At 58.6% G+C, this 24,780-nt stretch carries 25 protein-coding genes and 1 tRNA gene; 11 read left to right on the top strand and 15 right to left on the bottom strand.

Annotated features, from left to right (window positions below; translation table 11 throughout):
- Positions 1-35 precede the first annotated feature (35 nt).
- The 3 genes from accC to ACR0AU_RS15660 all read right to left on the bottom strand — a co-directional run bounded on the left by accC (position 36) and on the right by ACR0AU_RS15660 (position 2,572).
- The gene (gene accC, locus ACR0AU_RS15670) at positions 36-1,382 is read right to left on the bottom strand and encodes an acetyl-CoA carboxylase biotin carboxylase subunit (RefSeq protein WP_170397180.1); all 1,347 of its coding nucleotides are present in this window, start codon (positions 1,380-1,382) and stop codon (positions 36-38) included.
- Positions 1,383-1,391: 9 nt separating this feature from the next.
- The gene (accB, locus tag ACR0AU_RS15665; protein WP_170397178.1) at positions 1,392-1,886 is read right to left on the bottom strand and encodes an acetyl-CoA carboxylase biotin carboxyl carrier protein; all 495 of its coding nucleotides are present in this window, start codon (positions 1,884-1,886) and stop codon (positions 1,392-1,394) included.
- 149 nt (positions 1,887-2,035) lie between these two features.
- Complete coding sequence (locus ACR0AU_RS15660; RefSeq protein ID WP_170397176.1) at positions 2,036-2,572, bottom strand: helix-turn-helix domain-containing protein; 537 nt, start codon at positions 2,570-2,572, stop codon at positions 2,036-2,038.
- Between the two features lie 176 nt (positions 2,573-2,748).
- Here ACR0AU_RS15660 and ACR0AU_RS15655 point away from each other — a divergent pair, with 176 nt between their 5' ends.
- The 5 genes from ACR0AU_RS15655 (at position 2,749) to ACR0AU_RS15635 (ending at position 8,661) form a co-directional block, all read left to right on the top strand.
- On the top strand, positions 2,749-4,044 hold the full coding sequence (locus tag ACR0AU_RS15655) for a helix-turn-helix transcriptional regulator (RefSeq protein WP_170733222.1): 1,296 nt from the start codon (positions 2,749-2,751) through the stop codon (positions 4,042-4,044).
- A gap of 78 nt (positions 4,045-4,122) precedes the next feature.
- Positions 4,123-4,503 carry a response regulator transcription factor gene (locus tag ACR0AU_RS15650; protein ID WP_170397172.1) on the top strand — a complete coding sequence of 127 codons (381 nt, stop codon included), beginning with the start codon at positions 4,123-4,125 and terminating at the stop codon, positions 4,501-4,503.
- The gene (locus ACR0AU_RS15645; RefSeq protein WP_170397170.1) at positions 4,500-4,820 is read left to right on the top strand and encodes a hypothetical protein; all 321 of its coding nucleotides are present in this window, start codon (positions 4,500-4,502) and stop codon (positions 4,818-4,820) included. Before ACR0AU_RS15650 ends, ACR0AU_RS15645 begins: the two co-directional genes overlap by 4 nt.
- Entirely contained in the window at positions 4,808-7,489 is a 2,682-nt protein-coding gene (locus ACR0AU_RS15640) for an ATP-binding protein (protein WP_170397168.1), read from the top strand. Before ACR0AU_RS15645 ends, ACR0AU_RS15640 begins: the two co-directional genes overlap by 13 nt.
- Positions 7,490-7,566: 77 nt before the next feature.
- Positions 7,567-8,661 (top strand): FliM/FliN family flagellar motor C-terminal domain-containing protein, encoded by a 1,095-nt coding sequence (locus ACR0AU_RS15635; protein ID WP_480795926.1) that lies wholly within the window; start codon positions 7,567-7,569, stop codon positions 8,659-8,661.
- 5 nt (positions 8,662-8,666) lie between these two features.
- Here the strand turns inward: ACR0AU_RS15635 and ACR0AU_RS15630 are convergent, their stop codons facing one another.
- Genes ACR0AU_RS15630 through ACR0AU_RS15615 form a run of 4 tightly spaced genes read right to left on the bottom strand, consistent with a single transcriptional unit; the run spans position 8,667 to position 10,847 of the window.
- A complete protein-coding gene (locus tag ACR0AU_RS15630; RefSeq protein WP_170397163.1) occupies positions 8,667-9,095 on the bottom strand; it encodes a protein tyrosine phosphatase family protein in 429 nt (142 codons plus the stop codon).
- A 9-nt stretch (positions 9,096-9,104) separates the two neighbouring features.
- Positions 9,105-9,536 (bottom strand): DUF6691 family protein, encoded by a 432-nt coding sequence (locus tag ACR0AU_RS15625; RefSeq protein WP_170733220.1) that lies wholly within the window; start codon positions 9,534-9,536, stop codon positions 9,105-9,107.
- On the bottom strand, positions 9,536-9,964 hold the full coding sequence (locus tag ACR0AU_RS15620; protein WP_170397160.1) for a YeeE/YedE family protein: 429 nt from the start codon (positions 9,962-9,964) through the stop codon (positions 9,536-9,538). Before ACR0AU_RS15620 ends, ACR0AU_RS15625 begins: the two co-directional genes overlap by 1 nt.
- 19 nt (positions 9,965-9,983) lie before the next feature.
- Positions 9,984-10,847 carry an MBL fold metallo-hydrolase gene (locus ACR0AU_RS15615; protein ID WP_480795925.1) on the bottom strand — a complete coding sequence of 288 codons (864 nt, stop codon included), beginning with the start codon at positions 10,845-10,847 and terminating at the stop codon, positions 9,984-9,986.
- A gap of 242 nt (positions 10,848-11,089) precedes the next feature.
- Here ACR0AU_RS15615 and ACR0AU_RS15610 point away from each other — a divergent pair, with 242 nt between their 5' ends.
- Positions 11,090-11,305 (top strand): hypothetical protein, encoded by a 216-nt coding sequence (locus ACR0AU_RS15610; RefSeq protein WP_170397156.1) that lies wholly within the window; start codon positions 11,090-11,092, stop codon positions 11,303-11,305.
- Positions 11,306-11,314: 9 nt separating this feature from the next.
- Here ACR0AU_RS15610 and ACR0AU_RS15605 read toward each other — a convergent pair whose 3' ends face one another.
- Entirely contained in the window at positions 11,315-11,533 is a 219-nt protein-coding gene (locus ACR0AU_RS15605) for a hypothetical protein (RefSeq protein ID WP_170397154.1), read from the bottom strand.
- 147 nt (positions 11,534-11,680) lie between these two features.
- Here ACR0AU_RS15605 and ACR0AU_RS15600 point away from each other — a divergent pair, with 147 nt between their 5' ends.
- Positions 11,681-11,947, top strand: coding sequence for a DUF2312 domain-containing protein (locus ACR0AU_RS15600; protein ID WP_170397751.1), 267 nt, complete (start codon positions 11,681-11,683; stop codon positions 11,945-11,947).
- 10 nt (positions 11,948-11,957) lie between these two features.
- Here ACR0AU_RS15600 and ACR0AU_RS15595 read toward each other — a convergent pair whose 3' ends face one another.
- A complete protein-coding gene (locus ACR0AU_RS15595; protein ID WP_170733218.1) occupies positions 11,958-12,833 on the bottom strand; it encodes a hypothetical protein in 876 nt (291 codons plus the stop codon).
- Positions 12,834-13,012: 179 nt separating this feature from the next.
- On the opposite strand from ACR0AU_RS15595, the gene ACR0AU_RS15590 reads away from it, so the two are divergent.
- Positions 13,013-13,088 (top strand) — tRNA-Thr (locus ACR0AU_RS15590).
- Between the two features lie 363 nt (positions 13,089-13,451).
- Entirely contained in the window at positions 13,452-13,694 is a 243-nt protein-coding gene (locus tag ACR0AU_RS15585; protein ID WP_170404143.1) for a glycine zipper 2TM domain-containing protein, read from the top strand.
- A gap of 272 nt (positions 13,695-13,966) precedes the next feature.
- Here the strand turns inward: ACR0AU_RS15585 and ACR0AU_RS15580 are convergent, their stop codons facing one another.
- The 6 genes from ACR0AU_RS15580 to pepN all read right to left on the bottom strand — a co-directional run bounded on the left by ACR0AU_RS15580 (position 13,967) and on the right by pepN (position 21,859).
- Positions 13,967-14,413, bottom strand: a complete 447-nt coding sequence (locus ACR0AU_RS15580; RefSeq protein WP_170397148.1) for a DUF4177 domain-containing protein — start codon at positions 14,411-14,413, stop codon at positions 13,967-13,969.
- Positions 14,414-14,511: 98 nt separating this feature from the next.
- A complete protein-coding gene (gene pepT / locus ACR0AU_RS15575) occupies positions 14,512-15,750 on the bottom strand; it encodes a peptidase T (RefSeq protein ID WP_480795924.1) in 1,239 nt (412 codons plus the stop codon).
- 153 nt (positions 15,751-15,903) lie between these two features.
- On the bottom strand, positions 15,904-17,415 hold the full coding sequence (gene gatB, locus ACR0AU_RS15570; RefSeq protein WP_480795923.1) for an Asp-tRNA(Asn)/Glu-tRNA(Gln) amidotransferase subunit GatB: 1,512 nt from the start codon (positions 17,413-17,415) through the stop codon (positions 15,904-15,906).
- 77 nt (positions 17,416-17,492) lie between these two features.
- Positions 17,493-18,752, bottom strand: coding sequence for a hypothetical protein (locus ACR0AU_RS15565; RefSeq protein WP_480795922.1), 1,260 nt, complete (start codon positions 18,750-18,752; stop codon positions 17,493-17,495).
- A gap of 126 nt (positions 18,753-18,878) precedes the next feature.
- Positions 18,879-19,307 carry a hypothetical protein gene (locus tag ACR0AU_RS15560; RefSeq protein ID WP_480795921.1) on the bottom strand — a complete coding sequence of 143 codons (429 nt, stop codon included), beginning with the start codon at positions 19,305-19,307 and terminating at the stop codon, positions 18,879-18,881.
- Positions 19,304-21,859, bottom strand: a complete 2,556-nt coding sequence (pepN, locus tag ACR0AU_RS15555) for an aminopeptidase N (protein ID WP_480795920.1) — start codon at positions 21,857-21,859, stop codon at positions 19,304-19,306. Before pepN ends, ACR0AU_RS15560 begins: the two co-directional genes overlap by 4 nt.
- A gap of 204 nt (positions 21,860-22,063) precedes the next feature.
- Here pepN and ACR0AU_RS15550 point away from each other — a divergent pair, with 204 nt between their 5' ends.
- Positions 22,064-24,199 (top strand): malate synthase G, encoded by a 2,136-nt coding sequence (locus tag ACR0AU_RS15550; protein WP_480795919.1) that lies wholly within the window; start codon positions 22,064-22,066, stop codon positions 24,197-24,199.
- Positions 24,200-24,280: 81 nt separating this feature from the next.
- The gene (locus tag ACR0AU_RS15545) at positions 24,281-24,706 is read left to right on the top strand and encodes a GlcG/HbpS family heme-binding protein (RefSeq protein ID WP_170466015.1); all 426 of its coding nucleotides are present in this window, start codon (positions 24,281-24,283) and stop codon (positions 24,704-24,706) included.
- The last annotated feature ends 74 nt before the right edge of the window (positions 24,707-24,780 follow it).

Below are 24,780 nucleotides of genomic sequence, written 5' to 3'. Positions count from 1 at the left end.
CCGAAGGGGGGTTATCCTTCGGCCCTTTGGTCAGATTAGGCCATGTTCTCCGCAAGCCAGTGCTCCAGCCAGTGGATGTTGTACTCGCCGCTGTGCAGGTCAGGTTCCTGCAGCAGGGCGTGGAACAGCGGCACGGTGGTGTCGATACCGTCGACGATCAACTCGCCCAAAGCACGTTCCAGACGGGCCAAAGCTTCAGCCCGGTCACGGCCCTGAACGATCAGTTTGGCGATCAACGAGTCGTAATACGGCGGGATCGAATAGCCGTCATAGAGCGCGGAATCCATCCGCACGCCCAGACCACCTGGCGCGTGATAGGCCGTAATCTTGCCCGGGCAGGGCGAGAAGTTCGGCAGTTTTTCCGCGTTGATGCGAACCTCGATGGCGTGGCCATTGATCTCGAGATCGTCCTGACCGAACGACATGTCCTCACCAGCGGCGACGCGGATTTGTTCGCGCACCAGATCGACGCCGAAGATGCCTTCGGTCACGGGGTGTTCCACTTGTAGACGCGTGTTCATTTCAATGAAGTAGAACTCGCCATTTTCATAAAGGAACTCGATGGTGCCCGCGCCGATATAGTTGATCTTGGCGACCGCGTCGGCGCAGATCTTACCGATCTTCGCACGTTCTTCCGGCGTGATACTGGGGCCGGGGGCTTCTTCGAACACCTTCTGGTGGCGACGCTGCAGCGAACAGTCGCGTTCGCCCAAATGCACTGCCTTTCCCTTGCCATCGCCGAAGACCTGAATCTCGATATGGCGGGGGGTGGTCAGATATTTCTCGATATAGACCTCATCATTGCCAAAGGCGGCCTTGCCCTCGGCGCGTGCGGTCATGAAGGCGCTTTCCATCTCATCGGCGTTTTGTGCCACCTTCATGCCGCGACCGCCGCCGCCGGCGGTGGCCTTGATGATCACGGGATAGCCGAATTCCTCGCCGATACGCTTGGCGTCGGCCAGCGTGGGAACGCCGCCGTCCGAACCGGGAACGCAAGGTACACCCAGTTCCTTCATCGTGTCCTTGGCGGTGATCTTGTCACCCATGACACGAATATGCTCGGCGGTGGGTCCGATGAAGGTAATGCCGTGATCTTCGACGATCTGCACGAACTCGGCATTCTCGGACAGGAAGCCATAGCCGGGATGGATCGCCTGCGCGCCGGTGATTTCACAGGCCGAGATGATCGCGGGCACGGACAGATAGCTTTGCGGGCTGGGCGGGGGGCCGATGCAGACCGATTCGTCCGCCATGCGCACATGCATCGCATCGCTGTCGGCGGTGGAGTGCACGGCAACCGTCTTGATCCCCATCTCGCGCGCAGCACGGATCACACGCAGGGCGATCTCGCCTCGGTTGGCAATCAGGATTTTGTCGAACATGGGCCCGCCTTACTCAACGATGACCAGAGGCGTGCCGAATTCCACAGCATCACCATCGCCGACCAGAATGCGTTTGATGGTGCCCGACTTGGGTGCGTGGATGTGGTTCATTGTCTTCATGGCTTCGACAATCAATAGCGTGTCACCTTCCGAGACCGATGCACCGACCGAGATAAACGCAGGCGCGCCCGGTTCCGGTTGCATGTAAACCGTACCCACCATGGGCGAGGTCACAGCGCCTGGATGGCTGGCGGGATCATCCACGGCAGCGGGTGCTTCGGCAGCGGCCGGCGCGGCAGCAGGTGCGGCAACCGGTGCAGCCGCAGGAACCGCAACCTGAACCGGAGCGGCCACGGTCTGCGACATGCGGCTGACACGGACATTCAGGCTGTCTTCCTCGCCATATTCGCGCTTGACCTGCAATTCGGTCAGGTCATTCTCGCGCAGCAGTTCGGCCAGTGCCTTGATAAACGCGACATCCGCTTCGTGTTTGGTATCTGTCATGAGTGTCCTCGAAGGTTCCCCTATGCCCGTCTGTTTGCTGCGGGCTTGGTTTGATTACGCAGGGTTATAAGCCATGCAGACGGCCATGAAAAGCGCCGTCTAAGCCTGCCAAATGGGGGTTTTTGCGCGAATTACGAGGGCTGTCGCGATTACAGCGGCGTTCCAGACAATTTTGCGACCAGTTCTGGTAGCTTGCGGGCTCCGTATTTTTCCAAAAGTCGGGCGCGATAGGCCTCGATCGTGCGGTAACTTAGCCCAAGTTCAACGCCAATTTCCTTCGCGGATAAACCCCGGCATGACAGGATGGCCACTTCGCGTTCGCGGGTTGTCAATTGCACCAAGGGGCGCTCTTCCGAGATGTCCGAAAAGCTCCATATCCCGTGCCGGAACGGATCGTCTGGCGTCAGCGAACGCCCCCGCGCGCGGCACCAGAACAGGTCACCGTCGCGTCGCCGCATCACCCGTTCGTCTGTGTAATAGCCTGTATCGCGCATCACCTGCAGACTACGCGCGCCGATCCGTTCCCAATCGGCGACCGAAGGATAAAGATGCAGCAGGGGCATGTTGCGATAGTCAACCTCATCCCCGCCAAAGGTCCGCGCAAATTGCAGATTGCACCGTCGGATGATCCGGTTCTCAAGCTCAACAAGGCCGATGGGGGCGTATTCAAAGGCGGGATCGCTCATGTTCTTATGGTGACGGGTATTGCGTCGAAAGAGAAGGGTGGGCGGCAGGAAAGGGTGGGTTTCTTTCTCTGGCCGTTGTCAAAGTTGTAAATCTTCTTTGAAAATTAGTCGGCAACAGATAATAATTACTTAGTTAATCTGAAAATGCAGCCGCAGTAGCCAAGGACATAAACGCCATGCGCGACACGCTGACCGGCAGCCGGATACGCGAAAGACGGCAAATCTCTGGGCTGCGACAGGCGGAACTGGCGCGGCAGGTGGGGATTTCGGCATCGTATCTGAACCTGATCGAGCACAACCGCCGCCGCATTGGGGGCAAACTGCTTGTCGATATCGCGGCGGCTTTGTCCGTCGAGCCGTCGCTGCTGACTCAAGGGATCGAAGAGACGCTCATCGCCGCTCTGCGCGAGGCCGCGGCGGATGCAGTCGGCCAAAAGGCCGAGGTGGACGGGCTGGAAGAATTCGCCGGCCGCTTTCCCGGTTGGTCGGGTGTTCTGGCGCAGATGCATCGCCGCGTAGTGTCGCTGGAGCGCACTGTCGAAGTTCTTTCCGACCGACTGACCCATGACCCGCATCTGGCGGCCTCAATGCACGAGGTGCTGTCGACCGCCGCCGCCATCCGCTCAACAGCTGCAATCTTGGCTGAACCGGGAGAGATCGAACCGGAATGGCGCGACCGTTTCCATCGCAACTTGCATCAGGATGCCGAACGACTGGCCGAAAGCTCCAAAGCGCTGGTGACCTATCTGGATGACAGTGACGGGCAGCGCGATCTGCGCGGTATCCCACTGGACGCGGTCGAGGCGTTTTTTGCCGAGCAAGGATATCATTTCCCGGAACTCGAAGCCGGTGGGCAATTGACCGAAGTGCCGCTGGATGGGCTCGATTCCGCTGCGGCCAACACTGTGGCTTCGGGGTTGCTGGACCTTTATGCCGCCGACGCGCGCGCTATGCCGCTGGATCAGGTGTGTGCCGCGCTGGATGCAGCAAACCCCGATCCTCTGGCGTTGGCGACGGTGTTTTCAGTGGACCTTGCTTCGGTGCTGCGACGGTTGGCCTTTCTGCCTGAAGGCACGCTGGCGCGTCCGGCTGGCTTGGTGATTTGCGACGCCTCCGGCAGCGTTCTGTTTTTTAAACCCGCGCCGGGGTTTGCCCTGCCGCGCCATGGCGAGGCCTGTCCGCTCTGGCCCTTGTTCACCGCCTTGAATCGGCCCTTGGTCCCGATCCGGAAACGGGTCGTTCAGCTTGGTCGAACTGCTGCTGAGTTTGAGTGTTTTGCAATCGCAACCCCTCAGCCAGCTAAGGAATTCGGAGCCGAGCCGGTCTACCGATCGGTCATGCTGGTGCTGCCGGTCGAAGACACGGTGCAGCCTGCGGAAAACGCGGCGCAAGCCGGAGCCAGTTGTCGGATATGCCCGAAACGCGAATGCAGCGCGCGGCGCGAGCCATCGATCCTGAGCGAAGGGTTTTGACAGTTTCGTGACACAGCGCTTAATCTGGGCTGGACGGGTGGCCGGACGTGCAATCCGTCATGGGGAGGATATGCAAATATGAGCCGCAAGGTTCTGTTGATCGAGGATGAGCCCAACATCACCGAGGCGATCCGGTTTCTGCTGACACGCGAGGGGTGGCAGGTTGAAACCCATGCCGAGGGAACGGATGCGGTGCAGGTGATTCTGTCCGCGCGGCCCAATCTGGTGATTCTGGATGTGATGTTGCCGGGAAAAAGCGGGATGGATGTGCTGCGTGATCTGCGCGAACATGATGATATGAAGGCGTTGCCGGTTTTGATGCTGACCGCGCGCGGGCAATCCCGGGATCGTGAAATGGCCGAACAGGCAGGGGTCAGCCGATTCATGACCAAGCCGTTTTCGAACACCGAAGTCCTGACAGCGGTGCGCGACCTGCATGCGCAGGCGTCTCAGTTATGAGCTCCGCGGGCGACGGCAAAGATCGGCCCTCGCCAGTTCGTCCGTCCCTGTTTCTGGAACGGCAAAGCTATCGTCGGCGCAGGCTGGCGGATGCAGCGCGGCTGCTGCCGTTTCTAGGTGCCGCAATGCTCGCGCTGCCGCTTCTATGGCCGGATGATAGCGCAGGCGCCGAGGCTCTGTCGCTATCGACGGCCATGTTCTACATCTTTGCGTGCTGGGGTGTTCTGATCCTGATCAGCGTGATCTTCGGCTTCGTCGCCAAACGCATGACCGCGCGCGAGACTGCCGAGCCCGAGGCCGAGACATGGCAACCCTGAATGTCCTGATTCTGGTCTGTCTGGGCTATGTGGTTCTTCTGTTCGGTGTCGCCTTCGCAGCGGACCGGCTGGCTGCGCGTGGCGGCGGGAAATGGTTGCGTTCCCCGCTGATCTACACCCTGTCACTGTCGATCTATTGCACTGCATGGACGTTTTATGGCGCGGTTGGCAACGCCGCGCGTTCTGGGCTTGAATTCGTAACCATCTATCTGGGTCCTACACTGGTGATGATCAGTTGGTGGTGGGGCCTGCGCAAACTCGTGCGCATCGGACGCAGCCAGCGCGTGACGTCGATCGCTGACCTGATCTCGTCACGATACGGCAAGTCCAACACACTGGCGGTCTGCGTGACCATTCTGGCGGTGTTGGGCGGCACGCCTTATATCGCGCTGCAATTGCAGTCGATCACGCTGTCCTTTTCGATCTTTGCCGAGGCCGATCCCTCAGGTCTCTATCGCGAAGGCTCTAGCGTGTTCTGGGTCGCGGCGGGCTTGGCCGTCTTTGCGATCCTCTTCGGGACGCGCAATCTGGATGCCAATGAGCGCCACCACGGCGTTGTTACCGCTATTGCGTTGGAATCTGTGGTGAAACTCTTCGCCCTTCTGGCCGTTGGCATCTTTGTTGTCTGGGGCGTCGCTGGCGGCTTGGGGCCGATGATGGATCAGATCGATGCCTCGGAAATTGGCCAATGGCATGTGGATGCCGGGCGCTGGACCACTTTCATTTTCCTTTCGGCGGCGGCCTTTGTCTGCTTGCCGCGGATGTTTCAGGTCATGGTGGTCGAGAATGACGATGAGAGCCACCTGCGCACCGCCGCCTGGGCCTTTCCGCTCTACCTGCTGCTGATGAGCTTGTTTGTCGTGCCCATCGCCGTCGTTGGGTTGGACCTGATGCCCGAAGGCTCGAACCCCGACCTGTTTGTGCTGACCGTGCCGCTGTCGCAGGGCAATGACTGGTTGGCGATGCTGTCGTTCATCGGCGGGTTTTCCTCGGCCACATCAATGGTGATCGTTACAGCGATGGCGCTGTCAACCATGGTTTCGAACCATGTGGTCATGCCGATCTGGCTAAATACGCAGGAAGGCACCGCGTCGGTCTCTGGTGATGTGCGAACAGTCGTGCTGATGGCGCGGCGCGTCTCGATCGCGGCGATCATGGCGTTGGGCTATTTCTACTTCCAGCTTTCGGGGGGCGGGGCTGCCCTGACCTCGATCGGGCTGGTGGCCTTTGCCGGGATTTCCCAGATTCTGCCCGCACTGGTGGGCGGCCTGTTCTGGCGCGGCGCGACCCGAACTGGGGCGTTGGTCGGGCTCAGCGTCGGGTTCTTTCTCTGGATTTACACACTGCTGCTGCCTGGTATGGGTGGCGGCATTGTCCCGGCATCGGTGATTGAAAACGGACCCTTCGGCTGGGGCTGGCTGCGCCCGCAGGCGTTGTTCGGGATCGAAGGGATCGACCCGATGGTGCATACGGTCATGTGGTCGCTGTCGCTGAATACAATCGCCTTCTGTGTCGCCTCGATGCTCAGCTTCCCCAGCCCGCTGGAACGCCTTCAGGGTGCGCAATTCGTAAATGTATTTGACCATTCGGTTTCAGCCCGTGGCTGGACCGGTTCGGTGGCGCAAAGCGAAGACCTGATGATCATGACCCAGCGGATTCTGGGCACTATTCCCGCGCAAGAGTTCTTTCAAGCCGAAGCCGAGCGCCAGAATGGTCGCCCCGGACGACTGCCCGAGCCTACGCCGCAGTTTCTGGAACGGCTGGAACGCGAACTCAGCGGCTCGGTCGGGGCCGCAACCGCCCATGCGATGATCGGTCAGATCGTTGGCGGGGCGTCTGTGTCTGTCGAAGACCTGTTGGCCGTTGCCGACGAATCTGCGCAGATGTTGGAATATTCCAGCCAGCTTGAGGCGAAATCGACTGAGCTCAGCCGCACAGCGCGGCAATTGCGCGAGGCGAATGCCAAGCTTACGCAAGTCTCGAAACAGAAAGACGCGTTTCTTAGCCAGGTCAGCCACGAATTGCGCACGCCCATGACCTCGATTCGGGCGTTTTCTGAAATTATGCGCGACACCGATGGCCTCAGCGCCGAGGAACAAATCCGTTATGCTGCGATCATACATGATGAATCGCTGCGTCTGACCCGGCTACTGGATGATCTGCTCGACCTTAGCGTGCTGGAAAGCGGCCAGGTTAGCCTGAACATGGGCGAAGCCACCCTAAGCGAAGTTCTGGACCGCGCCGTTTCAAGCGCGCTGGCGGGCAGTGATCGAAAGATTGGTGTACGGCGGGTGCGCGCAAGTGAACGTATCCCGCTGCACACGGATCTCGACCGGCTGGGGCAGGTGTTCATCAACCTGATTTCCAACGCGCAGAAATATTGCGACGCCATTGAACCGGTGCTGACCATCTCGGCCCATGATGTCGGCGGGCAAGTGGTAATCGATTTCATCGACAACGGTGGTGGTATCCCGGCCGAGGCGCAATCGATGGTATTCGAAAAATTTGCCCGCGTCGGCTCGGACAAGGCAGGCGGGGCAGGGTTGGGGCTGGCGATCTGCCGAGAGATTATGCAGCGCTTGGGCGGCGAAGTTGCCTATCTGCCGGGGCAGGGAGGGGCGGCCTTCCGCGTCAGCCTTCCGCTGGCTTTTCGTCAGGCCGCGCAATGAGGGCGTCATAAAGACATTCGTAACCTCCGCCGGGTTAGACAAATTGTCATCGCATCGACAAACGGCGGAACGGGGCCATGACCACATCAGCACTGGCACGAAAGCTTTCAGCGGGGCAATGCGGTGCCGACACGCCCCGCTCGGTCCTGCGCGCCTTGCGGCTGGGGTTGGCACGCGCCTCCGGCGAAAGCATGGGGCTGGCGCTGTCGGTCATCGGGGCAAAGCAGGCCGTACGTGCGCAGGAAGATATAGCCGACCGGCTGAATGAGGGGTGGTTGATGCTGCTGTTTACCTCGGATCAGGGCGGCCTGGCTGCGGCCTGTCTGGACCCGGGTTGCGTCTCTGCCATCGTCCAGCAGCAAACGATTGCCATGGTCACCTCTGACCCACCACCCGAGCGTGCGTTTACCGACACCGACGCTGCCATGGTCGCCCCTCTGATCGAGGATATGCTGAGCAGGGCGCTGAAACTGGTTGAGTCCCCGGCAGACATGGCCAGCCTGTCCGGGTATGAGTTCACCTCACGCGCCGAAGGTCGGCGCGCACTGAACCTGGCGCTGGTGGATGAGGTCTATCGCATGTTTGATCTGACGGTCGAACTTGCCGGTGGTCCGCGTCAGGGTGAGGTCAGTATCCTGCTGCCCGAACGCCCGCTCTCGGATCAGGAACAGGTTGCGGATATCACCCAATCGAAGGTGAATCTTGATCAGGCATCCGGGGTAATTCGGGCTGAGCTGAACACCGTGATCTGCCGCCTGTCTTTGCCGCTGACAGCGCTTTCGGAATTGTCCGTCGGGGATGTCCTGCCGCTGCAGGGCGCGCGGGTGGATCGGGTTGAAGTTCTGTCAATCGATCGTGCCCGAACCGCCATCGGACGTCTGGGTCAGTGCGGCGGAATGCGTGCGGTACGGATCAACGAACAAGGCCCTCCTTCTGCGTTGCCCGCCAAAGACTGCGCCGGATTTCTGGCCAGCAATTCAAGCTTGACGCCCTCGGCCCCAGATGACGAGATGTCGTCCCCGCTTGATGACGATATTGTAGCGCATGATCTGACGACCGAGGATTCCCTCCTGGAACCCGACGACTTGTTGCCTGCCAGTTCCGAACAGCGTGTCACGGAAATCTCGCACCTCGCCGGTCTGCCAGCGCCCGAAGGCAATGGCCGCGATTAAGGGGCTTACCCGCGCCCTCGCAGCTGTTCCAATGCCGGGCGTAACCCGTCGAGCGCATAGCCCGCTTTTCCGGTCGCATCGAGGATTTCATCCGTGCTTAGCCGATCGCACTGTCCCAGCGCCCAGACCACCGAACATCGTGTGCCAGAGGCGCAATAGGCCAGAACCGGCCCGCTGCAGCTTTCGGCCAGATCGCGTTGCAGCGCCACGTTTTCCGGTGTCATCGTCTGGTGTGTCAACTCCAGAACCTCATATTCCATCCCGGCCTCGCGAACGGCTTGACCGATGGCGTCTGACTGCTGATCCGGCGGAACTTCGGTATTGGGACGGTTGCAGATCACCTTGACGAAACCGGCCTCGGCAATGGCTGGCACGTCCTCCACCGAGATCTGAGGTGAGACGGCGTAGCGGGGGGTTATCGGTCGAATCTCCATGGCAATTGCTTAGGCTGCGTCGGCGATCCTGTCCAGTTGCGCACCCAGCTTTGGTGCCGCAAACATGCCCGCGATCATCGCAATCAGGAACACAATCCCGCCAACGCCTCCATATCCAAGCGAGGCCATCGCCGGGCCCGGGCACAAACCCGCCAATCCCCAACCGACGCCGAACAGGACCGACCCGACGATCAGACGGCGATCCAGTTCAACACGGGGCGGGGCGGGGAACTGTCCGCCCACAAAAGGGACCCTGTTCCGTGTCAATCGCCACGCCACCAGCATCGGCAGGATCGCCCCGCCCATGACAAAGGCGAGCGTCGGGTCCCAATTGCCGAACACATCCAGCCACCCCTGCACCTTGGTGGTGTCGGTCATGCCTGAGATCAAAAGCCCGATGCCGAACAGCGATCCGGCGAGAAAAGCAAACACTGCGCGCATTAGATCACCCCCAAAGCATGGCGAAACAGCGCAACCGTCAGGCCACCTGCAAGAATGTAGAACACCGTTGCGACGATCCCGCGCAACGAGAAGCGAGAAATCCCACAAACGCCGTGACCCGACGTGCAGCCATTGGCGATCCGTGTTCCAGCCCCCACCAGCAACCCAGCAAGGATCACGATCGCCAGATCCGGGGTCAAATGGGTCTCGGCCTGCGGCGCAATCAATGGGCGCAGCAATAAGGGCATCCCGATCAAGCCCGCGACGAAAGCCAGGCGTTCAGTCATTACGCTCCGGTCGCTACGTTCCAGCAGCCCGCCCAATATGCCGCTCGCCCCCATGATCCGCCCATTACACAGCAGATAAACGCTGGCACCCAGCCCAATCAGCAGACCACCAGCCAGACCCGAAATCCATTCGATATTCATTGTCTCGTCTGCCCTCGTATCATAGCTTATTGACTGGGATTTTCATGAATACGTCGCCCTGCTCATCCGCTGGTGGCATCTGACCGGCCCGCATATTGACCTGCAGCGAGGGCAAAATAAGGCGCGGCATCGCCAGGGTCGCATCCCGCGCATCGCGCATCTCGACAAATTCTTCGACGCTGCGGCCCTGACCGATATGAACGTTCAGCGCCTTCTGTTCGCCAACCGTGGTCTCCCATGCGTATTCATCGCGACCAGGCGCTTTGTAATCATGGCCTACAAAAATCCGCGTCTCGTCAGGCAGAGACAGGATTTTCTGGATCGAGGCATACAGGTCCTCCGATGACCCGCCGGGAAAATCGCATCGGGCAGTTCCGAAATCCGGCATGAACAGCGTATCGCCCACAAAGGCCGCATCGCCGATCACATAGGTCATGCAGGCTGGCGTATGGCCTGGCGTGTGCAAAACGTCCCCGCGCATCTGGCCGATGTGAAAGCTGGACCCTTCGGCAAACAGTGCATCGAACTGGCTGCCATCACGCTGAAACTCGGTGCCTTCGTTGAAGACCTTGCCGAACGTGTCCTGAACGACCACGATATTCTCGCCAATCCCGATCTGACCACCCAGCTTTTCCTGTAGATAAGGGGCTGCTGACAGGTGGTCGGCATGGACATGGCTTTCCAGAATCCATTCCACCTTCAGTCCCTGTGCCGTCACATAGTCGACAATCTGGTCGGCCGAGCTGGTGTCGGTCCGCCCCGAGGCGTGATCGAAATCCAGTACACTGTCGATGATGGCGCAGGCCTGCCCCTGAGGTTCCTGCACAACGTATGAGACGGTGAAGGTCTGCGGGTCGAAAAAAGCTTTCACACTGGGCGTCATGGGTTCCTCCGTTCAGCTTGTATACATATAACAATAGTGGAATATGTTTAAAGCCCCTAATCACGAGTTGATGTCTGTCAAAGCAATCTCCGCAATTTGAGCGTATGCTTTAGGCGACCACGGACATATTGACGGTTTTTTGCCTGACTAGGCAAGAATTCGCGATGTTTTGTTTCGGTCTCGTGCTCGTCTTAAACTCGTTACCTATATCAGGCACATTGGCACCATATGGGAGGAAGGAAATGACTGCTCAGGATCTTTTTACCGAAGCGGAACGGCTTGAACAAAAGCTGAATGGTGCGTGTCTTGAGACCCGGCTCGAGCTTCAGCCACATGTCAGCATGGTTCTGGATAAAATGCGCGCGCAGGGGGTTCATATCCCATCGCGCTTGCGTCGGCTGGATGCTGCGCTATGCGAAGACGTGCTTGAGGCGCGGTTCGACAATATGCCGATCTGATCGATCTGGTTATCCCAGCGAAATGCCCAGGATAACCATCATCAGCCCAAGTACCGACAGGAAAAGCGACGCCAGATTCCAAGGCAGAACACCCTGAACTGCAGCGCGCAACTCGTCATCCGTCAGGTTGGCTTTGCGCGCTTTCATCACTTGCAGGATGCACCAGACCAGACCGACCAGCCCGGCCACAGACAGGGCGGCCCCGCCCCAGACGATAATGTCGAACATGGTTGTTTACGCTCACCCTTTGGATCCGTGACCGCGCTTATCGGATCGGCGCAGGTCAGACAAGCCCACCGTGCAGAATGCACGCTTGCGGTCGGGTCGGTGCCGATGTATCCGGCACCTTATTTTCAGCCCTTGGGAGAGACGCAGATGGAAGACATCACCGAAGATCAGGCCGCAGCCAACTACCGAGTGACCGCAGGCGAGCTGCGCCAGTTCGTCGAACGGTTCGAGCGTCTTGAGGCCGAAAAGAAAGACATCGCTGACCAGCAGAAAGAGGTCATGGCCGAGGCCAAGGCCCGCGGCTACGACACCAAGGTCATGCGCAAAGTCGTCGCTCTTCGCAAGCGCGACAAGGACGACATCGCCGAGGAAGAGGCGGTACTGGAAATGTACAAGGAAGCGCTGGGCATGTAGCGTCGGCCGCTCACGGATTCAAGAAACGGATATCTGGCATGGTCTGCAGCCGTGCCAGATCCTGCTCATAAAGCTCGGTAAAGGCGGTAACGATATCTTCGTTCCAGCCAGGCAGCTCCACCTCTTCTTCGATTTCATCCGTCAGTGCATGCTGCTGAAACACCTGCGCCAGCCTGCCCCTGAGCACGGGATCATTGGGGGCCGCTTGATGCTCTAACAAGCTCTGAATCTCCTGTTTACCCATGTCTGAGACAAGTGAGGACAGCAGCGCGTATTCCTGTTCCAGCGGCGTGTCCTCGGGTAGCCCTACAAGTGCGCGCGCGATGTCGCCGCAGATCAGCGGCGAATCCTCATTGCTCCACAAAGTGATTTTGACATCTGGCGCTAGGTCGCGAATGTCTTCGATCATGGCGAGCCAACTCAGGCAACTCAGATCGGTGGTGGCAATGATATGCTCGCGCTCAGGCGCCGACAGCAGCATCAGCACCTTGGGAATAAAGCTGCCGGGATTACGTAGCCCCACGAATAGCTCAACCGTCGAATCGCTGAACAGATTATCCAGATAGGCCAACCTTTGACCGGCATTCGCGTAAAATTGCCCATCCATGATGATGGAAGGTCGTTCCCCCAGGTAAAGCGCGCTCGACAAGATCGCCCGGTCAACCTGCTGCCCGTTGGGGAACAGTTTATGAAATCGCGCCAGTGTATCCTGATGTGATGGCCGGTCGGCAGAGGGTTTCAGCGCAGGTCGAAAGATCTTTCTGAACGGACGAAGCCCCCAGAAGGCAGTATGATTTCCCGCAACCAGATCCGCATTCACCTGCAGTAGATTGAGCAGGTGATCATGGTCGGTAAAGTGCGCTCCGGCTTGGATGACCATCTGCATATCGGAATTGTCCTCACCTCGGTCGGGATCGCCGCTTGGGTTACAACCTGTCCCCGGTGCAGTCAAATTCGGATGAGGCCTGTTATTACTGTTATCCTAAGGCAAACCAGCACAAAGTTAAGATGACCCGAAATTTCGGGCTTGCAGTCCCTGTTCCGAGATATTAATCGACACCCAGTGCCCCTATAGCTCAGCTGGTAGAGCAACTGATTTGTAATCAGTAGGTCCGCGGTTCGAGTCCGTGTGGGGGCACCATCTCTTCAGATATCTATGTATATTTGCTCGATCTGGCTCGCGACCTATGTGGACTTGGGGGAAACATAGGGGAACAAAAGACTCAGAAGTCGCGCTTTATTGTGCGTCAAATCTTACTGTGATGCTCCGCGCTCATCGCCCGTTTTCTACAATTAAAACACGGCCGTCCATTGTCGCGGTTTACCAGGAACCCGGCACCCGCAACCATCGGAAACCAGCAAATATCGCATTAAGCGCTCGACCGTTAGTCTTCTTTATTAAGTTTTGATTAATCTCGAATCAAACAGACGCTGATATCTTGTACGCTAGACGCGCCAGAGCCACTTACTCAGATAACTATTTGGTATTTGAGAGGCAATCGAGATGAACAAAGCACTGTTAACCTGTGCGCTTGCGACCTCACTGCTCTTGGCTGCTTGCGGGGCTCCGACGACGCCAACTCAGGCGCAGGTACAGCAAGACGCTCGCTGCGCTGCGGGAATCCTTGGTGGCGCTGCCCTTGGGGGAGTGGTTGGAAATCGGTTCGGTGGCGGTACAGGCAAGACACTCGCGACTGCAGCAGGTGCAGGCGCTGGGATGTATGCAGGGCAATCAGCATGCAATTGATAACCTTGCAATAAACCCTCTTACCCCACGCTCGTTTTTGGCTCCGCAATTATTGGTTCCGCAGGTCATTTAGTTGCCCTGTCTGGCGGTTGCGCGCCTAGCTTCCTAGATGTGCCAAATTCAAGGTCAACTGGCTCAGCAGCAATCCCCTTACTGCGTCGTTTCTCGCCGATGGGGTTCGCGGGTCGGAACTGACAAAGCATAACCGTCATGGGGCAGGGTATAAGGGCCTTGCCCGTTCGCGCGGTATCCTTCGATTGATTGTTATCCAATCACGGCTCGGCTGGGCGTGCTTGCTCGGGGCGCACTTCGTCATCTGCCACTTCGTCCGAAGGTTTCAAAGACAAGGGCGGGTCTTCGGGCTCTTCCGAGATTGGGGCAGGGGCGGCAGGAGTTTTGGCCAAAACCTCTTCGGGTCCCGGGACTGCGCGCGCGGTTGGGGCGGTGTCCTCTTCGACGAGTTCGGGCTGTTCAGGTTTTTCCAACGCCAGAGCCCGGCGGAAAACCAACACGTTGCGCCAGTTGGTGGTTGACCCGGTCAGCCCCGAACGTTCTTCGCTGGGCAGCAATTCGGCGCGCTGATACTCCCAGCCATCCTGTCCCATCTGGTTCAGCAGTTGCTCGATCGAGGTGGCAAACCGGCCCTCGGGCGTTTTCACGCCCTTCGCCTTGGTGCCCTTTTGCGGAGCGGGGACAACTTTGTATTCGTAGCGCTGCATCAACTGGTCCTGATTGCCGTGTCGGGGCAAATTAACATTTTGACAGGCGGGCGAAAGCCAAGATCGCGCATTGGCGAATTTCGGCCCGCACTGTGGCCTTAGCTCCGCGCTGCTTTGCCTACGAGTGACAAGCAGGTTTCGGTCGCAACCGCCATATCCTGGACCGAGATCCACTCTAGCGGGCCGTGAATGCACTGCATGCCCGTAAAGATATTCGGCGTTGGCGTGCCGAACTCGGTCAGGCGCGAGCCGTCGGTGCCACCCCGGATCGGGACGGATACGGGCTCGATCCCCTGTTCCCGACAAGCGTCGCGTGCCAGATCGACCGGGGTCATGTCCTTTTCCAGCCAATAACGCATGTTGCGGTACTGATGACTGATATCGCAAGTGATGGTTGCACGTGGTTCGGTCGCCTGCACGGCGGCGCAGACCTGACGGACAATATCGCGCTGGGCTTCCAACGCCTCCATCTCGAAATCGCGCAGGATCAGCTTGATCTCCATCTCGGATGAGCCGCCATTCATGTCGGTCACATGAATGAACCCTTCGCGCCCGTCTGTCACTTCGGGCGTCATCGTCGCCTGAGGCAAGGTCTGCACGATCTTCGCCGCCAGATGCGCCGCGTTTACCATTTTGTCCTTTGCCAATCCGGGATGGATCGACACGCCGGTGATCTTGATCACCGCCCGGTCCGCCGAGAAGCTTTCGTATTCGATCTCGCCGAGTTCCTGTCCGTCCAGCGTATAGGCAAAATCCGCTCCCAGATCTTTGGGCAGCTGTTCGGTAACACCGCGCCCGATCTCTTCATCGGGCGTAAAGGCAATGCGAATCGGGCCGTGGGGCAAGTCTTTGTTCTCCAGCAAGTGCCGCGCCATCGTCATTAGGATCGACACGCCCGCTTTGTCATCGGCCCCGAGCAGGGTTGTTCCCGACGCGGTGATCAGATCATGCCCGATCTTTTCGGCCAGATAGGGATGCTCTTCGGGCGACAGCACCAGATCGGGATCATCGGGGAAGGTAATCTCACCGCCATTGTACCCCTTGATCACTCGAGGCTTGACCCCGGTTGCGTTGAACTGAGGCGCGGTGTCCACATGCGCCAGAAATCCAATCGTTGGCCCCTCCGCCGTACCGGGGATGGTGGCTACGACCACGCTGTCTCCGGTCATCTGAACGTCTTGCGCACCGATCTCGGTCAGCTCTTGCCGCAACAGGTTCAGCATGTCGAACTGAACATCGGTGCTAGGGGTCGTGGGCGAGGTCTCATCGCTCTGACTGTCGATTGCAGCATAGCGCACCAGCCGGGTTTCCAACTCCTGATCAAAACGATTTTTCATGACGGCTCACCTCTCTGATTTGAGGGGATGAGAATGCGCATTCGGGCGCTGAGTCAAGCCGATGGCTTGCCCCAATACCGGTCTCGAAAATTAAGTTTTCGTTATGTACAAGTCGAACAAACCCCTGTTCGGGGTTTGTACAACTCGGAAGATTTACGAACCCAGCTTCTTGCTGACCAATTCGTTAACGGCCTTCGGGTTAGCCTTGCCGCCGGTGGCCTTCATCACCTGACCGACGAACCAGCCAGCCAGTTTCGGGTTCACCTTGGCCTTCTCAACCTGTGCCGGATTTGCGGCGATGATCTCGTCCAAAGCAGCCTCGATGGCGCCAGTGTCAGTCACCTGTTTCATGCCGCGATCCTCGACGATTTTCGCCGGATCACCGCCTTCGGTATAGACAATCTCGAATAGGTCCTTGGCGATTTTGCCCGAAATGGCATCAGACGAAATCAGATCGATGATACCACCCAACTGAGCGGGGGACACCGGAGACTCGGTGATGTCATGATCTTCTTTTTTCAACCGGCCAAACAGCTCGTTGATCACCCAGTTCGCAGCCAGTTTGCCGCTGCGGCCCCCGGCGACCTCCTCGAAGTAAGCAGCCGATTCCACCTCGGCAGTCAGCACCGAAGCATCATAGTCGGTCAGTCCGAACTCACTGATAAAACGCGCTTTTTTGTCGTCTGGCAGTTCGGGCAGCTTGGCGGCGATGTCATCCACCCATGCCTGTTCGATCTCCAGCGGCAGCAGGTCAGGGTCAGGGAAATAACGATAATCATGCGCCTCTTCCTTGGACCGCATCGAGCGTGTCTCGCCCTTGTCCGGGTCATACAGGCGCGTTTCCTGATCGATCTCACCACCGCCCTCGACGATGGCAATCTGACGGCGTGCTTCGACCTCGATCGCTTGCTGGATAAAGCGCATCGAGTTCATGTTCTTGATCTCGCAGCGCGTGCCCAGATGCGAAAAGTCCTGTGTTTCCTGATACTTCTCGTAAGCACCCGGCAAACAGATCGAAACGTTTACGTCCGCCCGCAGGTTGCCGTTCTGCATGTTGCCGTCACAGGTGCCTAAGTAACGCATGATCTGACGCAGCTTGGCGATATATGCCGCGGCCTCTTCCGGCCCACGAATATCGGGGCGCGAAACAATCTCCATCAAGCATACACCGGTCCGGTTCAGGTCGACAAAGGACATATGCGGGTCCATGTCGTGGATCGATTTGCCCGCGTCCTGCTCCATGTGGATACGCTCGATCCGTACCATGCGTGCAGTTCCATCACCCATCTCGACCAGCACTTCACCTTCACCCACAATAGGCTGATAAAGCTGAGAAATCTGGTAGCCCTGCGGCAGGTCAGGATAGAAATAGTTCTTGCGGTCAAACGCCGATTTCAAGTTGATATCTGCTTTCAGACCCAGCCCGGTGCGCACGGCCTGTTCAACGCAATACTCGTTGATCACTGGCAGCATGCCGGGCATCGCAGCGTCCACGAAGGCCACGTTCGAATTCGGCTCGGCCCCGAATTGGGTTGATGCACCCGAGAACAGCTTGGCATTGGATGAGACCTGAGCGTGCACCTCCATCCCGATCACCAGTTCCCAATCGTGCTTGGCCCCGGCAATGGTTTTGGGTTTGGGCATTTCGTATGTCAGGTCGAGCATGGCGCGCCTCATTTCCGCAGAAGTCTAAGCCTGCGTATTAGGCCCGGCGCGCCAAAGGGGCAAGGGGCAATGGCGCTTTAGTTCCCCGAGAACTGCAGCCCCGACGGTGTAAAGGTCACACTCTGCCCACTGCGCAACTCATCCCGCAACAGATTGGCGATCGCCTTCAGCGCATCGCGGCGACCACGGGCGGCAAAACGCTCGGCCGAGTTGACGCGAAGGCTGTTATTGAACCCGTTAGCCGCATGGGCCCAGATCAGCGGATGCAGTTCGGTCATGTGATCGCGGATCAGCCAGTTTGCGGCCTCGCAAATCTGTTTGCGGGCGATATCGGCGCGCGGGTTCTGGCCCATTCTGTTCTGCAGTGTGACAGAGCAATAGGCCGCCAGCAGGTTGATTGTCTGCTGATCCGGACGACGTGCAACGATATCGCGCAAACCTTCAATGAAGTATTCGACATCCACCCGCGCGCAGGCCTCGTCATCCAGCGCGATGGCGTCGAATTGCACCCAGGTATACCCACCCGCACCCCAATTTTTCTGGGTCCGTGCGGCGTTTCGCAAGGCTTGCACCTCAAGCTGTTCATAGCTGCCGAACCAGCGCGGCAGCAGGTGGCTGCCCATCGCACGCATGTGGCGATGGTTCTGGGAATCCAGCGTGATCAGGGCCTCGTATTTATCAGCAACGCGGGTGCGCGGATCAATGTGTCCTGCCAGCAAGGCGCAATCCGCTGCAGCAATCGCCGGACTGTCGGGCAGCGCAGCGCGGCATTTCGGAAGCAGCGCAGCAGCCCGGTCGAAATGCGCGGCACAACGGGATTGGTGCAGCGCCGGCAGCGTGTCCGGGTGCGCCGTCCCGCGCCAGGCCCACGCCAAATCGATATGGGCCAAGGCAACCACAAGCGTGATCATCGGATCATCGGGATGGTTCTGAATCTCGCCTTCCAATTCCGAGATCCCGCCCAGCAGATCATAGTCTGACAGTGCTTTGCCGTCCGACAGCGCGTGCTCGGCCGCCAAAACCACATCGGACCGGGCCCCAAATGCCAACAGCTCGGAGATCGGCTGCCCGCAAGGGGTAGCCTTGCGCCCCTCATCTGCAGCGCGCATCTCCAGCGACAGTTCTGCCCACATATCCTGCCGCGCCAGATGGCGGCCACGTTCGATCACCTGATGCCCGATCGCATCATTTTCATCTGATTCTGCGATTGGGATGTTCAACTGCCCCGAGGCGACAAGCCATGCAGTAGCATCGGCGACGGACGCAGGCAGAGGTGTAGGGGTGGGATCAGAAGAACCGACAATACGGGCGGCAAAAGCCTTCAAAGACCAAAACATGGCAAAACTCGAACTGGAACAAACTTGTAACCCGTCCAGTTTGCCAAAAATTCTGCTCAAATCAAGACTGCGTCGCGGAGAGCCCGTGATTCAGGTGCCAATGTGGCCCAGACTCCATGAATCGTTTCAGAAAACTCTAAAATGATGTCGTTCGACCGCGAATCCCGCCTGATTCAGGACCATTTCGAATTGCTTGTGTGGTGGCAGTGATTCATCGGGTAAACGCACGCGTTTGTCGGATTTCAGAACCGCTGAGACGCGCACTGAGAAATCCCACCTCGTGTCAAACCGGAATCGATCCACCTCGGACAGCTTGAGTTGTCCCTGACGTTGGCCGGTGTGCCAACGCAGGGTTTCATCGGTCAGTTCCATGCCTGCGCTGGTGTCCTTGATAACATCCCACAGCGCGGGCAGGGTAGTCAGGGCCAGAAGCGCCATCAGCCACCAGACCGCGTTCAGCAGGATCATCAAAGCGATCAACATCGCGTGAATGCCGATCAGGATCAGAACCGTTCGCTGATTTCGGTTCTGTCGAGCGAACGTAAACGCGGTCATGCGCCCAAGATGCGCGTGACCATTTCGGTCGTGTCCCGGGACAGGTTCGGCGTGTCGGCAATGCGATTCAGTTGTGCAAGTATTAAGGCCTGACGGTCGGCGTCATAGCGTTTCCAAGTTTGGAACACGCTGCACATCCTGGCGGTGGTCTGCGGGTTTACGGGATCAAGTCGGATCAACCAGTCTGCCAGCAGCGCGTAACCTGCTCCGTTCGCTTGGTGGAAGCCTGCGTGGTTGCCTGCCAGGGATCCCATTAAGGCGCGGAAACGATTTGGGTTCTTCCAATTAAAATCAGCATGCTCGGTCAACCTGCGCGCGGTCTCAACCGATTTTTCCGGTCCGGTCATCAAGACCTGCATGGCGAACCACTTGTCCATGACCAGCCGGTCATGCTGCCATTGATCATAGAAGGCGGCCAGCTCACGTTCGCCTTTGCCCGCGCGTAGCAGACAAGACAACGCGGCCAACTGCAGGGTCATGTTGTCAGCACGTGCATATTGCTCTGCGGCCTTGGCACCTCCATCCAGTCTCGAGGTCAGCGCAAGCGCCGCGCTGCCCAAGGCGCGTTTGCCTGATTGTTCAGCGTCCGGCTGATAAGCCGCGTCCACCAGCGTTTCACTGTTCAGACGAGGGAGCAGGTCTTGGACGTGTTGCGCCGTGGCTTGACGCAAAGTCTCAACCGCTCGCCAGATCGCCATCGGGTCAGGGGTGATGCCCTTGTCAAATAGTGTTGCGGCCAGTTCCGATTGCGTCGGCAGACCCAGCATCAGTGCCCTGTAGGCCGGGTCCAGCGCCTCATTCCGTAGCACTGCCAGCAAGCCGTCAAGGTAGTCGGTATCAGGCGTTGCCTCATCGGTGATCATGCGCAGCAGGGTGTCCTCGGCTAGCGACCGCCCTGCCTGCCAGCGGTTGAACGGGTCGGTGTCATGAGCCAGAAGGAAGGCGCGTTCGGCATTGCTGATCTCATGTTCAAGGATCACAGGGGCCGAGAAATCGCGCAGGATCGAGGGCACAGGTTTGGCCGCGAGACCGGTAAAGGTAAAACTCTGCTCGGCTTCGGTCAGTTCCAGCACTTCGGTCGCACGTATCTCGTCCCCGTTCGGGCCAAGCAGACCCACAGCGATAGGGATGACCTGAGGTTGCTTGTCTTCTTGCCCCGGCGTCGGCTCGGTCCGTTGGCGCAGCGTCAGGGTATAGGTGCCATCGGTCCAATCGTCGGCAACTGAGACACGGGGGGTACCGGATTGGCTGTACCAACGTTTGAACTGGGTCAGGTCGCGGCCCGTAGTGTCTTCGAATACTTTCAGCCAATCTTCGATCGTGCAGGCCTGCCCGTCGTGGCGATCGAAGTACAGGTCCAGTGCTTTGCTGTAGGCCTCATCCCCGACCAGCCGTTTCAGCATCCCGATCACCTCGGCGCCTTTTTCATAGACGGTTGAGGTGTAGAAGTTGTTGATTTCCTGAAAGCTTTCGGGACGGACCGGGTGCGAGAGCGGCCCGTTATCTTCGGGGAATTGCCGCGCGCGCAGGTCGATGGCATCGTGGATACGTTTTACAGGGGCCGAGCGCATATCCGAAGTGAACTGCGCGTCGCGGAACACAGTCAGCCCCTCCTTCAGGCACAGTTGGAACCAGTCGCGGCAGGTGATGCGGTTGCCGGTCCAGTTGTGGAAATACTCATGTGCGATGATCGCCTCGATCCGTTCGAAATTCATATCGGTCGAGGTTTCAGGGCTGGCCAGAACGGCTGAGGAGTTGAAGATGTTCAGCCCCTTGTTCTCCATCGCGCCCATGTTGAAATCGTCCACGGCCACAATGTTGAACACGTCCAGATCGTATTCACGGCCATAGACGTCCTCATCCCATTTCATTGACTTTTTAAGGGCTTCCATGCCAAAGGCGCATTTGCCTTCATCACCAGGGCGGACCCAGAGGTTCAATTCGACGTCGCGACCGGATTTGGTGGTGAAGTTGTCTGACGTGGCCACCAGATTTCCAGCAACGAGTGCAAAGAGATAGGCTGGTTTTGGCCAAGGATCGTGCCATTCCGCGCTGTTCCAATCAGAAATGACCGGGTTGCCATTGGACAGCATAACCGCCGGTGTGTCGGATACAATGCGTACGGTGAATACACTCATCACATCGGGGCGGTCGGGGTAATAAGTGATCTTGCGAAACCCTTCGGCCTCGCATTGGGTGCAATACATGCCGTTCGACATATACAGCCCCTCAAGCGCGGTGTTGTTGCCGGGATCAATCTCGACCACGGCCTCCCACACGAAAGGCGCGTCTGGAACCGGTGCGGTGAGGCCTTCGGCGGTCACTTCAGGCGTAATCAATTCACCATCAATTGCGGCACGGATCAGCTTTAGCTCTTCGCCATGCAGAAAAAACGTGCGGTCGGTCGCTTCGGGGTTCGGGCGGAAGGCGATGCGGGAAGTGACGCGAGTGGCGTGTGCGGCCAGATCGAAGGTCAGATGCACACTGTCCACTAGAAACCCGAACGGAGTGTAGTCTTTCAGATAAATCGTTGTGGGGGCGGCGTCGCGCATCGGTGGCCTCATCGACTGGGAATCTGGCGCGACGTTATGGGCTTCGCGCGGACGCTGCAACCGATGTGCCATTGCCGCTGTTCATTTGAGACGGTTCGCGCTGGGTCAAATGCCCCTCATGTCGGGACAGAAGTTGCCTATCGGAAACGAACGCCCTAATTGAGGAGCGCATACAATGGCACACAATCGTAGGGGATTCGGAATATGAGCAGCAGAGAGACCCGCAACGGGCTGCAGATTGACCCGGTTCTGGTGGATTTCATCGAACAGAAGGCGCTGCCGGGCACGGAAGTTTCGGCAATTGATTTCTGGGCGGGTCTGTCGCGCTTGGCCAATGAGCTTGGACCGAAAAACCGGGCGCTGCTGGACAAGCGGGCTGACATTCAGGGCCGGATCGATGGCTGGCACGCGGCGCGGCGGGGGTTGCCCATTGACGCGGCTGAGTATCAGTCTTTTCTGCGTGAGATTGGGTACCTGGTAGAGGAAGGCGACGATTTCGAGATCGAGACAGCCAATGTCGACCCTGAAATCGCGCTAATCCCCGGACCGCAATTGGTAGTGCCGATCACCAACGCGCGCTTTGCGTTGAATGCCGCAAATGCGCGCTGGGGCAGTTTATATGATGCGCTTTATGGAACAGATGCGTTAGGCGATCTGCCGACAGGCAAGGCTTATGACGCCGGGCGCGGTGCGCGGGTCATCGCCTGGGCGAAGGCGTTCCTGGATGAGGCTGTGCCGCTATCCGAAGGGTCCTGGGCGGAGGTCTCCGGGTTAAGCGTTAAGGACGGTGCGCTGATGCCGAAGCTCGCCGACCCGTCTCAGTTCGCAGGCTACGCTGGCGCAGCTGAAGCACCGGAGTTTGTATTGCTAAGCAACAACGGGTTGCACATTCAAGTCAGGATTGATGCGCATAGCACAATTGGCGCCACCGATCCTGCAGGTATTTCTGATGTCCGTTTGGAATCCGCGCTTTCGACCATCATGGATTGCGAGGATTCTGTTGCTTGTGTCGACGCGACCGACAAGGTGTTGGCCTATGGAAACTGGCTTGGCTTGATGGCCGGCAACCTGACCGAAGAGGTTACGAAAGGCGGCACAACCTTCACGCGCAAGCTTGCCGGGGATTTGGCCTACATGGCTCCGAATCGCACGCCAGCCACTCTGAAAGGTCGGTCGCTGATGCTGGTGCGAAATGTGGGCCATCTAATGACGAACCCCGCAGTGCTGGATGCCGAAGGGCGCGAGATTGGTGAAGGTTTGATGGACGCGCTCTGCACAACGCTGATCGCCATGCATGACCTGAAGCGCGAGGGCGGGAACTCGGTCAAGGGGTCGGTCTATGTGGTCAAACCCAAGATGCACGGGCCCGAGGAGGTGGCGTTTTCGGTCGAGATTTTCGACATGGTCGAGGACATCCTGGGCCTGCCACGCAATACGGTGAAGCTGGGCATTATGGATGAAGAGCGGCGCACATCGGCCAACCTCAAGGAATGCATCCGGGCCGCAAAATCGCGCGTGGCCTTTATCAATACCGGATTCCTGGATCGGACGGGGGATGAGATTCATACTTCTATGGAAGCAGGCCCGATGCTGCCGAAGGGCGATATCAAGGATACGCCATGGATTGCGTCTTACGAGGATCGCAATGTGGATATCGGACTGGTCTGCGGCCTGAAAGGCAGAGCGCAAATTGGCAAGGGTATGTGGGCCATGCCCGATCGGATGGCGGACATGCTGGCGACCAAGATCGGCCACCCGCAATCCGGTGCAACCTGCGCCTGGGTGCCGTCACCTACTGCGGCAACGCTTCACGCAACCCACTATCACAAGATCGATGTGATGGCGCGCCAGGATGAATTGGCCGCTGGTGGGGCTCGTGGTACGTTGAATGATCTGCTGACCATACCTCTGCTGGGCGGGCGTAATCTCAGCGCTGGTGAGATCACCCGTGAGATCGAAAACAACGCACAAGGAATCTTGGGCTATGTTGTGCGCTGGATTGATCAGGGTGTTGGCTGTTCGAAAGTTCCGGATATCAACGACATAGGTCTGATGGAGGACCGCGCGACCTGCCGGATTTCTTCGCAGGCTCTGGCCAACTGGTTGCACCACGATGTGGTCAGTCAGGAACAGGTGATGGCGGCGATGCAGAAAATGGCCGCGGTAGTGGACCGTCAGAACGAAGGCGATCCGGCCTACAGACCCATGGCACCGGGTTTTGACGGGGTGGCGTTTCAGGCGGCTTGTGATCTGGTGTTCCGGGGGCGGGTGCAGCCCTCGGGTTATACCGAGCCTGTGCTGCACGCCCGGCGCCTGGAACTGAAGGCAAGTTTGAGCTAGGGGCAAGGGCAGGAACGAGGGGGCTGTCTGCCCCCTCGTGCTCCCCCGAAGGTATTTTTGGCCAGATGAAAAGGATCGGGCATGAACATTTCATTGCGCAAAGCGCGGACCATCATTCGTAAAGCTCTGGAAAAAGGGCGCGAGATGGAGCTGAAACCGCTCTCGGTTGTTGTCCTGGACGCCGGAGGCCACGTGATCTCGTTCGAACGCGAAGATGGCGCCGCGCCGGGGCGTTTTGCAATCGCACATGGCAAGGCTTACGGATCGGTAATGCTAGGTATGGCGGGGACCGCGCAGATGCAGCGGGCCGAAGGGCAGGCCTATTTCATGGCGGCCGTGAACGGGGTTTATGGCGGTCAGGTTGTTCCGGTTCCTGGCGGTGTGCTGCTGCGTGACCGCAAGGGTGCGGTGGTTGGTGCCGTAGGTGTAACCGGCGACACTTCGGATAATGACGCAGCGGCCGCGTTGGCAGGTATCGAAGCCGCTGGGTTGACGGGCGAGATCTGACCCCTTTATCGAACTTCATCAGGGATGTGCGTCGCTGAACACGCGCTTGCGCTACCATGCAGGGTCTGTGCCGT

The sequence above is a fragment of the Ruegeria sp. CG1 genome, assembly GCF_056537265.1.
This window is presented reverse-complemented; position numbering and strand designations above follow the sequence as displayed.